At 74.4% G+C, this 12,607-nt stretch carries 8 protein-coding genes and 2 pseudogenes; 6 read left to right on the top strand and 4 right to left on the bottom strand.

Annotated features, from left to right (window positions below):
* Positions 1-754: 754 nt before the first annotated feature.
* From mscL to ABZW03_RS26715, 4 genes and pseudogenes are all read left to right on the top strand, one after another.
* The gene (mscL, locus tag ABZW03_RS26730; RefSeq protein WP_355263245.1) at positions 755-1,201 is read left to right on the top strand and encodes a large conductance mechanosensitive channel protein MscL; all 447 of its coding nucleotides are present in this window, start codon (positions 755-757) and stop codon (positions 1,199-1,201) included.
* 419 nt (positions 1,202-1,620) lie between these two features.
* Positions 1,621-1,998, top strand: a pseudogene (locus ABZW03_RS26725) (DUF6643 family protein); the annotation flags it as partial.
* A gap of 599 nt (positions 1,999-2,597) precedes the next feature.
* Positions 2,598-3,473, top strand: coding sequence for an MOSC N-terminal beta barrel domain-containing protein (locus ABZW03_RS26720; protein WP_355263242.1), 876 nt, complete (start codon positions 2,598-2,600; stop codon positions 3,471-3,473).
* Positions 3,474-3,784: 311 nt separating this feature from the next.
* On the top strand, positions 3,785-6,274 hold the full coding sequence (locus tag ABZW03_RS26715) for a right-handed parallel beta-helix repeat-containing protein (protein ID WP_355263239.1): 2,490 nt from the start codon (positions 3,785-3,787) through the stop codon (positions 6,272-6,274).
* Positions 6,275-6,400: 126 nt separating this feature from the next.
* Here ABZW03_RS26715 and ABZW03_RS26710 read toward each other — a convergent pair whose 3' ends face one another.
* Both ABZW03_RS26710 and ABZW03_RS26705 read right to left on the bottom strand, forming a co-directional pair.
* Positions 6,401-7,519: a PLP-dependent cysteine synthase family protein gene (locus ABZW03_RS26710; RefSeq protein WP_355263236.1), complete on the bottom strand. Its 1,119-nt coding sequence runs from the start codon at positions 7,517-7,519 to the stop codon at positions 6,401-6,403.
* A 102-nt stretch (positions 7,520-7,621) separates the two neighbouring features.
* Positions 7,622-8,803 carry an ROK family protein gene (locus tag ABZW03_RS26705; RefSeq protein ID WP_355263251.1) on the bottom strand — a complete coding sequence of 394 codons (1,182 nt, stop codon included), beginning with the start codon at positions 8,801-8,803 and terminating at the stop codon, positions 7,622-7,624.
* A 191-nt stretch (positions 8,804-8,994) separates the two neighbouring features.
* Here ABZW03_RS26705 and ABZW03_RS26700 point away from each other — a divergent pair, with 191 nt between their 5' ends.
* Both ABZW03_RS26700 and ABZW03_RS26695 read left to right on the top strand, forming a co-directional pair.
* A complete protein-coding gene (locus tag ABZW03_RS26700) occupies positions 8,995-10,200 on the top strand; it encodes an MFS transporter (protein WP_355263233.1) in 1,206 nt (401 codons plus the stop codon).
* 95 nt (positions 10,201-10,295) lie between these two features.
* Positions 10,296-10,868 carry a HutD family protein gene (locus ABZW03_RS26695; protein ID WP_355263230.1) on the top strand — a complete coding sequence of 191 codons (573 nt, stop codon included), beginning with the start codon at positions 10,296-10,298 and terminating at the stop codon, positions 10,866-10,868.
* Positions 10,869-10,957: 89 nt separating this feature from the next.
* Here the strand turns inward: ABZW03_RS26695 and ABZW03_RS26690 are convergent, their stop codons facing one another.
* Positions 10,958-11,785, bottom strand: coding sequence for an alpha/beta fold hydrolase (locus tag ABZW03_RS26690; protein WP_355263248.1), 828 nt, complete (start codon positions 11,783-11,785; stop codon positions 10,958-10,960).
* A 728-nt stretch (positions 11,786-12,513) separates the two neighbouring features.
* Positions 12,514-12,607 (bottom strand): annotated as a pseudogene (locus ABZW03_RS26685) (ATP-binding protein); the annotation flags it as partial.

Here is a 12,607-nt window from a genome sequence, read left to right as displayed (position 1 = left end):
GGAGCGGCGGACCGTCCGGCGGGGGCCCGGTGCGCCGACTCGGCTCCGTGGCCTGCGGATTCCGTCCCCGGCGAATTCGCACTCGCGGCATCCGGCCCCGCCCCGGCCGGGCCGGAGTGGGCGGCCGGATGCGGGGCGAGGGCGCACAGCGCGGAGGACTGCCCCCGACGGCCCAGCTCCCGGTGGAGGTCACGGGCGAAGTTCTGTGCTCCGCCACGGCGTGAGTCGCTGATCAGATGCAGGACGCGCGGACGGTTTCCGGCCGGATCGGCCGACAAATGGTCGGGCATGGACCGACCTTGGCACAGTGCTCCGCCCGGTACATCCCCTTCGCGCAACCTGATGGTGGCCCATCCGCCCGCACGTGTACACCGGATGTGCGCCACGGGGCCGCCGTCGTGCGCCGGATGCCACCGCCGTGCGCCCCGTCTCGCCCCCCGCCGCGCTCCGGTCCACCCCGTCGCGCCGGGTCGGCGCCGCACCAAGCCGCCCCGAGCCGCTTCGGACCGGCGCGTGCCGGTGTCACATGCGGCGTCACCCCGGCGGGTCGGGCCAGCTGTTCGACCGCCGAAAGGCCGGTACGCGGAGCGCCCGCGCCCCGCCCGGCCGGTGGGCTCCGGGCCCTGCGGCGGTTACCCGGTTCGGGTGAACGCGGTTGGACCTCGGCCCCGGCCGCTCGGCAGGATGTCCGGCCGGGGCGGCACCGCCGTACCGCCCCATCTCCCCCTCCCCCGTACGGATTTGGAGTCACCCGGTGTTCAAGGGATTCCGCAGCTTCCTGCTGCGCGGAAACGTGGTGGACCTCGCGGTCGGCATCGTGATCGGCGCGGCCTTCACCGCCGTCGTCACCGGGTTCGTCACCGCCTTCCTCACCCCGCTGGTCGGCGTCGCGTCCGGTGCCGTCGGCGACTTCACCCAGAAGACCTTCGACGTGGCCGGCACCCGGTTCCCGTACGGCGTCTTCGTCAACGCGGTCATCGGCTTCGTGCTGACCGCCGCCGTCATCTACTTCGCCGTGGTGCTGCCGGTCGGCAAGCTCCAGGCCCGCTTCGAATCGGCCAAGCCCGCGCCGGCCGCGAAGGTGGACTGCCCGGAGTGCCTGAGCTCCATCCCGGCCGCCGCGACCCGGTGCTCCTTCTGCACCTCGGAGATCGGCAAGCCGGGCCTGCCCGCGCAGGCCCAGGCGCTGCAGTCGCACTGACCACCGGGCCCCGGCCGGCCGTCCAGGTCGGCCTCAGGCCCCCAACGGGCCGACAGCGCAGGTCACAGGCCTGAATCGAACGCCCGGAGAACTGACGGGAACTTTATTCCCGAAACATTCACGAGCCTCCGCCGTCCCCTCGGCGGGGGCTCGAACGCGCCCGCGCACGCCCCGTCCGGAAAAGTTTCTCCGCCAGGCCCCGGACCGTCCACCGGCCGGTCACCACAAGGGCTTCCGGGGGCTCCGTCCGGCTGCTGTTCGATCACTGACGGGGCGCCAAGGTTGTCCGGAACCGGACGCCGGAATGTCCGCCTTTCTTACTTTCGAGACCTTTGTGCGAGCGAAGACTGTGTAAACACTCGAACTGCTCCCCCTCCCGCTCTCCTCAGCAGGCTCGTTGTGGGCTTACCGTATGCCCCATGACCTCGCCCCGCTCCTACGACGGAGTCGGCTACCCCTCTCCGTCCTTCTCCTCCGGCACGCCGATCTACGACAGCCTCGTGGCTGAGCGCGGCGTCCCCCAGATCGCACCCATCAACGTGCCGGCCGCCCTGCCGCCGGCCCTGTCGTCCGGTTACGGATCCGGCCTCGGCCAGTCCTACGAGAACCGCTACGGCAACGGGTACGAGAGTGCCGGCAGCAACCTCCCCGCGCTGCCGCCCGCCCGCCTCGCCCTGGGCCCCGGCCCGAGCAGCGGTCCCTCCGCCGGCCCCGCCACGGCGTACATCCCCGCGCAGCCCGCGCCGGCGTACGCCGCCCCCCAGCCGCCGGTCCCCGGCTACGGCGCCCCCCAGCCGTACCAGCGACCGCAGAGCGGCGGCCCGGCCTTCGGCCAGACCAACGGCGGCCACCAGCCGTCCGGCGGCCAGAGCTTCGGCGGCCAGAACACCTTCATCGGCGCCCAGGGCGGCCCGCAGACCTTCGGCGCGCAGCCGGCCGGCGGCCCGGGCGGTTTCGGCCAGGGCCAGCCCACCGGTCCGCAGGGCTTCGGCGGCCAGCAGTCCTTCGGCGGCCCGGCCGCCGGCGGCCCCGGCTTCCAGGGCCAGGGCGGCGAGCAGTCCTTCGGCGGCGCCCAGCTGCGCCCGGCCATGGCGCCGGTCGCGCCGGTCCGCCCGATGCAGCCGCAGCGCCCGGGCCAGTACACCGACCCCGGCCAGTTCCAGGGCGGCTACCAGCCGCAGGGCCAGGGTTACTGAACCGCTGGCCCCCCGGGGCCGTCCCCCCACCCGGCCCACACCCGCACCACCTGAGCAGCACCCGGCGCCCCCCGTACGCCGGGCGAACGGAGAAACGGGTCATCCACGGACCGCCCGGCACGCCCCCCACGGCGTCCGGGCGGTCCGTGCGCATACGGGGGCCCTGCCACCCCGCCGGGACCGGCTGGCAGGATGGGGTAATGCTGCTCACCGGACTCCACGTCTACCCCGTCAAGTCGATGTACCGCCTGAGCCCGGACACCGCCGTGGTCCAACCCTGGGGCCTGGCCGGAGACCGTCGCTGGATGCTCGCCGACGCGACCGGACGCTTCGTCAGCCAGCGCGAGAACCCGGCCCTCGGACAGGTCCGGGCCGACCTGCTGCCCGACGGCGCCCTCGCCCTGACCACCCCCGACGGCTCCCGGATCGAGGTCCCCGCCCCCGCCGTCGCGGTCGGCGCCCCGCTCGCCGACGTCGAGGTCTGGGGCACCCGCTTCCACGCCGCGGAGGCCGCCAAGGAGGCGCACCAGTGGATCGCCGAGCACCTCGGCGACTACCGCCTGGTGCACCTGGACGACCCGCGCGCCCGGCCGGTCGACCCCGAGTACGGCGAGCCCGAGGACAGCGTCTCGATGGCCGACGGCTTCCCGCTGCTGCTCACCACCACCGCCTCGCTGGACCGGCTCAACGAGCTGATCGCCGCCGAGGACCCGGACGGCCACGAGGCCCTGCCGATGACGCGCTTCCGCCCGAACGTGGTGGTCGGCGGCGCCGAGCCGTGGGCCGAGGACACCTGGCGCCGGATCCGGATCGGCTCGCTCACCTTCAAGGTGGTCAAGCCCTGCGGCCGCTGCGTGGTCACCACCACCGACCAGGAGACCGGCGAGCGGCGCGGCAAGGAGCCGCTGCGCACCCTGGCCCGGCACCACCGGCTGCTGCGCAAGGCCGCGTTCGGGCAGAACCTGATCCCCGAGCGGCCGGCCGGCGTCGAGGGCGACGCGCTCGGCACGCTGCGGGTGGGCGACGAGGTCGAGGTGCTGGAGGACGGGGCGCACTGGCCCGCCGACGGGCACTGAGCGCCCGGGCGGGAGGTGCCGGCTCCTCCCGGGCTTCCCTCGCGGAGGAGCCCCGCACCTTGCTCACGGCCGGTCCCGGTCGCGCCCCGCGCTTCCGGAACCGGCGCGTCCCGCACGGAACCACCGCTGTGCGCGCTCGTTGAAACAAGTGGTCGGAACCTGTGGCGGCGCTGAGTGCTACCGGTGTCCGCGCGACCGCGGGCGGCCGGACCACCCGCGTGGGCGCGCTACGGTGGGCGGGCGGCCCGCGCACCCCCGCGCGTTCGGCCCGATGATCGCCGGCTCGACGAAGGTGGGGACGACAGACCGTCATGGCTGAGCACAGGGTCCGGGTCACCCAGGACAGCGCATCCCGCTGGCGTCGCCGCGCGGGAGAGTACGACACGCTCGCGGAGGCCCTGGCCGCCGCCGAACCGGGCGACACCGTGACCGTGCGGCCGGGCACCTTCCGGGAGAACGTGCTGCTGGACAAGCCGGTGACGATCGTCCCGGCCCAGGGCCCGGGGACGGTCCGGATCGACCCGCCCTCCGGGGTGGCGCTCACCGTGACCGCGGCCGCGACCGTGCGCGACCTGGTGGTCGAGGGCGGCGACAGCTCCACCCCGGCCGTGCTGGTCACCGGGCCCGAGGCGGCACCCGCCTTCAGCGGCTGCCGGATCGAGACCCGCTCGGCCACCGGCATCGAGGTCACCGGCGGCGCCCGGCCGACCCTGCGCGGCTGCGTGGTCACCAACCCGGGCGGGCTCGGACTGCGGCTGCGCGGCGCGGACACCGCCGCCGCCTTCGAGGACTGCGAGGTCGCCGCCGCCGGGCAGGCCGGACTGGCCGTCCTCGGCGGTGCCACCGCGGCCCTGGACCGCTGCCGCGTCCACCACGCCTCCGGCGCCGGCGTCCTGCTCTCCGACCCCGGCAGCGCGGCCGAGCTGACCGGCTGCGAGATCTACGAGATCCGCGGCAGCGGCGTGCAGGCCGAGGCGCACGCGGGCGGGCGGCTGGTCGACTGCGAGATCCACCGGGTCACCGGCAACGGGCTGACCCTGGACGGCGAGGCCGAGCTGGTGCTCACCGGCTGCCGGGTGCACGACCTGCCGGAGAACGGCGCCGACCTGCGCGGACGCGCCCGGCTGAGCCTCGCGCACAGCACCGTCCGGGACTTCGGGCGCGGGGCCCTGTCGGTCTGGGACCAGGGCACCGAGGCCGTCGCCGAGTCCTGCCAGATCCACGGCTCGACCGGCGAGTACCCGGCGCTGTGGGTCAGCGACGGCGCCCGGCTGACCCTCACCGACTGCTCGCTGCACGACCTGCCGGACGCCCTGTTCGTCCTCGACCGGGACTCCGCCGCCACCGCCGAGGGCTGCTCGTTCAGCCGGATCCGCAGCTCGGCCGTCTCGGTCAGCGGCGGGGCCACCGTCTCCCTCGCCTCCTGCCGGGTGCAGGAGGCGGGCACCGGGCTCTGGTTCCGCGACCACGGCAGCGGCGGACTGCTCACCGACTGCGAGATCTCCGACGTCGCCACCGGTGTGATCGTCACCAAGGGCGCCGACCCGGTGCTGCGCGACTGCACCGTACGGGCCAGCACGGACGCCGGGGTGTACGTCTCGGCGCAGGGGCGGGGCACCTTCGAGGACTGCCGGGTCTCGCAGGGCAAGGGCTTCGGCTTCCACATCATCGACGGCTGCCGGACCCAGCTCACCCGGTGCCGGGCGGAGCACAACCAGCGGGCCGGGTTCGAGTTCTCCGAGCCGGGGCCGGTCACGGAGGGGTGCATCTCGGACGACGTCGCGGCCGCTCCGGTGCCGACCGCTCCCCCCGGTGGCGGGTCGGGGCCCGGGCTCGGCCCTGGACCGGTGTCCGGGCGCGGCTCGGGGCTGGGGCCGCCGTTCGGGTCGACCGACGTACCGGCGCCGCGGACGGCCCAACTGACCGCAGCCGCCCAGGCGTTGGCGCCGTCCGCTGCGGCGGCGATCGCGCCGATCCCGGACTGCCGGCCGGCCGAGGAGGCGCTCGCCGAGCTGGACTCCCTGGTCGGGCTGGCCACGGTGAAGCAGGAGGTGCGCACCCTGATCGACCTGATCTCGGTCGGCCGGCGCCGCCGCCAGGCCGGGCTCAAGGCGCCCTCGCTGCGCCGGCACCTGGTCTTCACCGGGGCACCGGGCACCGGCAAGACCACCGTCGCCCGGCTCTACGGCGAGATCCTCGCCTCGCTCGGGGTGCTCCAGCGCGGACACCTGGTCGAGGTGGCCCGGGTGGACCTGGTCGGCGAGCACATCGGCTCCACCGCGATCCGCACCGCGGCCGCCTTCGACCGGGCCCGCGGCGGGGTGCTCTTCATCGACGAGGCGTACGCGCTCGCGCCCGAGGACGGGGCGCGGGACTTCGGGCGCGAGGCGATCGACACCCTGGTCAAGCTGATGGAGGACCACCGGGACGAAGTGGTCGTCATCGTGGCGGGCTACACCGCCGAGATGGAGCGCTTCCTCTCCGCCAACCCCGGTGTCTCGTCCCGCTTCTCACGCACCATCGGCTTCCCCGACTACACGGCGGACGAGCTGCTGGAGATCGCCCGGGCGCAGTGCGCCGAGCACGAGTACGCGCTCTCCGAGGCGACGGAGCGGGCGCTGCTGGAGCACTTCGGCGGGCTGGAGCGCGGCCCCAACTTCGGCAACGGGCGCACCGCGCGGCAGGTCTTCGAGACCATGGTCGAGCGGCACGCGGTACGGATCGCCCACCTCACGGACCCGTCCACGGAGGAGCTCCAGCTGCTCGTCCCGGCCGACCTGCCGGCGGTGCCGCTCCCGTAGCGCGACAGCCGACGGATGACAGCGAACAGGTGACAGACGGCAGCGAACAGATGACAGCCGACAGATAACAGAGTCTGAAATCTGTTATCTGTCATCCGTCGGCTGTCATCTGTCACCTGCGCAGGGTCAGCCCGTCCAGGCGCCGCCGGCCAGGAAGGACTCCAGCGCCGCCCGGTAGGGCGCGATGTCGATCCGCTCGCCCGCCAGCCAGTCGTCCGAGTAGTACTTGTCCAGGTAGCGGTCCCCCGGGTCGCAGATCAGGCCGACCACGCTGCCCGTCCGCCCGGCCTCCCGCATCTCGGCCACGATGCGCAGCGCACTCCAGAGGCCCGTCCCGGTGGAGGCGCCCGCCTTCTTGCCGAGCACCCGCTCCAGCACCCGCACGGCGGCGATCGACGCGGCGTCCGGCACGCGCATCATCCGGTCGATCGCCCCCGGGACGAAGCTCGGCTCCATCCGCGGCCGTCCGATGCCCTCGATCCGCGAGCCGCTCTCGCAGACGGCCTGCGGGTCGTGGCGCACCCAGCCGTCGAAGAAGCAGGAGTTCTCCGGGTCCGCGACGCAGATCCGGGTGTCGTACTGCATGTAGTGGACGTACCGGGCGATGGTCGCCGAGGTGCCCCCGGTGCCGGCGGTGGCCACGATCCAGGCCGGCTCGGGGTGCGGCTCCAGGCGCAGCTGGGCGAAGACCGACTCAGCGATGTTGTTGTTGCCGCGCCAGTCGGTGGCCCGCTCGGCGTAGGTGAACTGGTCCATGTAGTGCCCGCCGGTCTCCTCGGCGAGCCGGGCGGAGGCCTCGTACACCTCGTCGGACCGCTCGACCAGGTGGCACTCGCCGCCGTGGAACTGGATCAGGTCGATCTTGGCCTGGCTGGTGCTCTTGGCCATCACGGCGATGAACGGCACGCCGATGAGCTGGGCGAAGTACGCCTCGGACACGGCGGTGGAGCCGCTGGAGGCCTCGATCACCGGCTTGCCGGGCCGGATCCAGCCGTTGCAGAGCCCGTAGAGGAAGAGCGAGCGGGCCAGGCGGTGCTTGAGCGAGCCGGTCGGGTGGGTGGACTCGTCCTTGAGGTAGAGGTCGATCCCCCACTCCGCGGGGAGCGGGAAGCGCAGCAGGTGGGTGTCGGCGGAGCGGTTGGCGTCGGCCTGGACCTTGCGCACCGCCTCCTTGAGCCAGACGCGGTATTCCGGGTCGGAGCGGTCGACGTCAACGGTCGGCTCGGTACCGGGCTGGGTGCTCATGGGTCGCTGTCTCCCTCGTCGTGGCCCCCCACTGCTCACTACGAGTGTATGAGAGTCACGATAAGTGACCGTTTTCGAAGGACCAGCTTCCGCTTATCGCCGTCAGGACAGCACCGGCACCGACTGCGGGTCCGCCAGGTACGGCCCCCAGCCCAGTTCGGCCGCACCCGCGAGCGCGCCGTGCGCCAGCTCCGCGCCGACGATCGGCACCCGGCCGCTGCGTCCCCACAGGCTGCGCTCGGCGAGCACCGACCGCAGCCGGTCGGGCGCGGCCTCCAGCAGGTGGAGGTGCAGCCCGCTGAGGACCACCCGGTCGGGGTTGAGGATGTTGGCGACGCCCGCCAGGCCGAGCCCGAGCCGGTCGATGACGTGCTCCACCGCCGCGCGCGCCCGGTCGTCGGTCGCGGCCGCCCGGCACAGCTCGCGCGCCTGGTCGAGCAGCGGCCGCCCCGGCTCCGGGGTGAGTCCGGCGGCGGCGAACAGCGCGTCCGGGTCGGTCTCGGAGTTGAGGCAGCCCCGGTTGCCGCACATGCAGGGCCGGCCCTGCGGGTCGACGGTGAGGTGGCCGACCTCCAGCGCGAGCCCGGCGCTGCCGGTGTGCAGGTGGCCGTCGATGACCAGCGCGCCGCCGACGCCGCGGTGGCCGGAGGTGACGAAGAGCAGGTGGCGGGCACCGCGGCCGGCGCCGTGCCGGTACTCGGCGAGCGCGGCCAGGTTGGCGTCGTTGGCGACCGCGGCGGGCAGCGGGCGCAGCGCGTTCGGGCCGTGGTCGGCGCGGCCGACCTCGACGTCGTACAGGTCCGCGACCGGGGTGCCGCTGGGCCAGGCGAAGTGCAGCGCGGCGAGGGCGGTACCGTCCGGCTCGGTGACCGGGTTGGGCAGCGCGAGCGCGGAGCCCAGGCAGCGGCGGTCGGTCGCCCGGGCGAGCTCGGCGCCGGCCACCGCGACGGCGCGCAGCATCCGGACCGGGTCGGTGGCGGCGGGCAGCGGCAGGTGGACGGGCGGGTCGAGCAGCCCGCCGAGGCCGGCCAGGGTGACGCTCAGCCCGTCGGCGTGGATCTGCCCCGCGACCACGACCGGGCCCTGCGGGTCGATCGCGAGCCGGTGCGAGGGACGGCCGCGGCCGCCGCCGGCCGGGCGCGAGTCGACGGTGATCAGGCCGAGCGCCTCCAGTTCGGCGGTGACCGCGCCGGCGGTGGCCCGGGTGACGTCCAGCGCCCGGGTGAGCGCCGAGCGGGTCGGGGTCTGACCGGTGTGGATCAGGGAGAGCGCGGGGCCGAGCAGCGTCCGGCCCCGGTCGGGAGCCGCGCGGCGGTGGCTGTCGCGCTGCGCGTCGGAGTCGTTCCCGGCACCGGGCCTCGGGCTTGATGGTGAGAGCTGCACGCCCCTATTGTGACTTTGTGTCGCTTCGAAACAAAATCGGTTCACGCCCTCGACCGGACCATCCCGCACCCCAGTCTCGCAGCACACCCCCGGTGACCGACAGCCCCTGGGGCCCCGCACGTCTCGCCCTCACCGCGTTCTTCGCCGTCGACGGCTTCCTCTTCGCCGCCTGGGTCGTCCGCATCCCGGACATCCGCAGCCAGGTCAGCGCCTCGCACAGCGCCCTCGGGCTCGCCCTGCTCTGCCTGTCCATCGGCGCCGTCCTCACCATGCCGCTGGTCGGCCGGCTCTGCCTGCGGTACGGCTCGCGGCCGGTGACCGTCGGCTCGCTCGCCCTGCTCAGCCTCGCCGTCCTGCTGCCCGCGCACGCGCACTCGGTCACCGCGCTCGGCGGGGTGCTGCTGCTGTTCGGCGCGGGGTACGGCGGGGCCAACGTCGCGATGAACAGCGCCGCCGTCGACCTGGTCGCGCAGCTGCGGCGGCCGGTGATGCCCAGCTTCCACGCGGGGTACAGCTTCGGCGGGCTGGCCGGCACCGGCGTCAGCGGGCTGCTCGCCGGACCGCTGAGCACCGCGTGGGCGCTCGCGCTCAGCGCGGCACTGGGCGCGGCCGTCACCGTCGGGGCGGGTGTCGTCCTGCTGCGCGGCCCGGCGGCGGCGCCGGTCGTGTCCGGCTCGGCAAGCCGGACGGGCCGGGCAGGCCGGGCGGCGGAGCAGGACGACGCGGCCGGGGCGGACGCGGATGCGGGCTCGGCCCGTGCCCGTACCCGGCTGCTCGTCGCCCTGCTCGGTCTCACCGCGCTCTGCACCGCGTACGGCGAGGGCGCGATCGCCGACTGGACCACCCTCCACCTCACCGACGACGTCCACGCGAGCTCCGTGGTGGCGGCCACCGGCTACGGTGCGTACGCCTTCGCGATGGCCGGTGGCCGGGTGGGCGGCACCTGGCTGTCCATCAGGCTCGGCCAGACCCGGCTGATGATGGTCGGCGGGCTGACGGCGGCGGTCGGCATGCTGGTCGCCGCCCTGGCGCCGGCGGTACCGGTGGCGATCGGCGGGTTCGTGCTGGTCGGCCTCGGCCTGGCCAACCTGTTCCCGCTCGCCATCGCCCGGGCCGGCGCGGCGGGCGGGCCCCAGGGCGTCGCGTTCGCCTCCTCGCTCGGCTACGGGGGGATGCTGATCGGCCCGGTGGTGATCGGCTTCCTCGCCGACGCGGCCGGGCTTCCGCTGGCGCTCACCACGGTCGCGCTGGCGGCCACCGTGGCGGCGCTGCTGCCGCTGTCGGTCCGGCGGCGGTGAGGGGCGGCCGGGCGACAGCCGACGGGCGACAGATAACAGATGATGAAAGTTGTCATCCGTCATCTGTCATCCGTCATGTGACAGGATGCGGGGCCATGACGAGCAGCGAACGCTTCCAGGTCCTGCGGGCGGGCGAGCGCCCGGCGACGGCGTGGCTCAACGGGGGCGGGGTGACCAGGGAGGTCGCCGGGTTCCCGGCCGGAGCCGGGCTGGACGCCTTCGACTGGCGGGTCAGCCTCGCGGACGTCGCCTCGGCCGGGCCGTTCTCCCCGTTCCCCGGGATCGACCGGGTGATCACCCTGGTCGAGGGCGCCGGCATGGCACTCACCGTCGACGGCGCCGAGCACCTGGTGGACGCGCCGTTCCAGCCGTTCGCCTTCTCCGGCGACGCCACCACCGACTGCCGCCTGCCGGCCGGTCCGGTGGTGGACTTCAACGTGATGACCCGCCGCGGACAGGTCGAGGCCACGGTGGACCTGGCCACGGCGGCCACCACGGTCGCCGTCCCGGACGGGAGCACCGCCCTCCTGGTCTGCCTGGTCGGCACGGCAGCCCTCGACGGCGTCGAACTCGACCGCTACGACGCCGCGTTGACCAGTGAACCGGGCGCGTACGAGCTGCACCCGAACGGCACCACCGCCGTCGTCACCTTCCGCACCGTCCTCTGAGCGCCGGCCGAACCGGCAGTCGGGCGCACCGACGGAGGACGGCGCTCCCGCCGCCCGGACCACCGGGAGGCGGGAGCGCCGTCGCCACGTCACCCGCAGAGCACCGGCGTGGCGTGCGCCGGGTCCAGCGCGTTGGTCACCAGGTGCAGCGCCGTCGGCGAGAACGCGATCCCGACGTGTTCCACCAGCGAGATCGGGCAGTGCTCCTGCACCACCTCGTTGTCGACGTCCGGGCCGCTCAGGAACTGGGTCCGCCACGGAGTGACGACCTCGTCGAGGACCGTCGAGACCACCGTGTACCGCACGCCCGGCACGGTGTCCGGCCGGGAGGCCATCAGCTTGTTGAAGTCGGAGCCCACCGCCTGGTCCCGGCAGGCCTGGCAGACCGTGTAGATCAGGTCCGCGACGCCCGGGAAGTACGGCACCAGGTTGGTGATCCCGCTGAGCGTCGTGCCGTGGTTGGACGGCGCCAGCCCGACCAGCCTGCCGACCTTGGACCCGCCGCCGAGGAACTTGAGGTAGTAGTTCGGCAGCATGCCGCCCTGCGAGTGCCCGACGATGTCGACCTTGGCCGCGCCGGTCGCGTTCCGCACCAGGTCCACGAACCGGGCGAGTTGGGCCGCCGACTCCGGGACCGGCGTGAGGCCGCCGATCGGCAGCAGCAGCCCGCTGCCGCTGGAGGTGATCCCGGGAACGGTCCCGTAGTCGAGGGCGAAGACGCAGTACCCGAGGCTCTTCAGCAGCGGGGAGAGCGCCAGCCAGTTCTCGTAGCGGTTGGCGAAGGTGCCGTGCACCAGGACCACCGGGTCGGGGTGCGCGGCACTCGGCCGGCAGGCCCAGTCGTTGGCGCCGGGCGGCGAGGCCACCGTGTCACCGTCGGGCGGCAGTTCGGCGGACGCCGCAGGCCCGTCGGTCACGGCGGACTCGGCGGTCACGGCGGTGACAGCCGTCGAGGGGAGCGCGGCGGCGCTCGCCGGCGACACCGCCGCGCCGACCAGCAGCGCCCCCGCCAGCAGCACACCCAGCGCACCACCGGCCCTGCCACGCCCGGAAGTCGCGGAGAAGCGGAGAAGTGGGGTTCTCAACTGTTGCCTCCACAGCGGAAGTTTGTTACCAACAGGTAACCCGAGGGCTCCATCATGCGGTCGCCCCTCCGGCCCGGCCCTTGGGCGTCCCCCAGACCTGGACGGTGTTCTCTGTGACCGGTCACAACGCACCCCACCGCACGCCCCCGACCCCCTCCGGCCCGACGCCGGACTGGCGCGTCCCGGTCATCGGCGGGCTCCCGGCCGACCAGCGACTGCTCCGCGGTGCACGGGAGTTGGCCGAGGCCGTGGTCGCCGCCCTGCTGGAGCGGGTGCCGGTCTACCGCCGGCTGCCCCACGAGCAGCTCACCGGCGAACTGACCAGGGACACCGAGCACCGCATCCGCGCCCTCGCCCACACCGTACGGACCGGACTCCCCGCCCCCGCCGAGGAGTTCGCCGCCGTCCGGGAGTCGGCGGCCCGGCGCGCCGAGGAGGGCCTGCCGCTGGACGCCGTCCTGCTCGCCCACCACCTCGGGCTGGAGCTCTGCTGGGAGTTCGCCACCCGGCACGCCCGGAACGGCGACGCCGCCGACCTGCTCGCCCTCAACCGGCTGCTGCTTGGCCTCCACCCCCGAGGTGTCGTCCACCGGGCGGCCCAGCTCGCTGAGCTCCTCCTCGGTGCGCAGCGGCCGGATCTCGCTGACCGAGCCG

Source organism: Kitasatospora sp. NPDC004799 (genome assembly GCF_040609095.1).
Taxonomy (GTDB): Bacteria; Actinomycetota; Actinomycetes; order Streptomycetales; family Streptomycetaceae; genus Kitasatospora.
The sequence above is the reverse complement of the archived record's forward strand: the minus strand, read 5'-3'. Positions and strand labels throughout refer to the sequence as shown.

Bases quoted from the DNA above. Each gene is read 5' to 3' on its own strand.
- ABZW03_RS26720 (WP_355263242.1), top strand. From the start codon at position 2,598: ATGCTGCTCACCGGACTCCACGTCTACCCCGTCAAGTCGATGTACCGC.
- ABZW03_RS26715 (WP_355263239.1), top strand. From the start codon at position 3,785: ATGGCTGAGCACAGGGTCCGGGTCACCCAGGACAGCGCATCCCGCTGG.
- ABZW03_RS26710 (WP_355263236.1), bottom strand. From the start codon at position 7,519: ATGAGCACCCAGCCCGGTACCGAGCCGACCGTTGACGTCGACCGCTCC.
- ABZW03_RS26695 (WP_355263230.1), top strand. From the start codon at position 10,296: ATGACGAGCAGCGAACGCTTCCAGGTCCTGCGGGCGGGCGAGCGCCCG.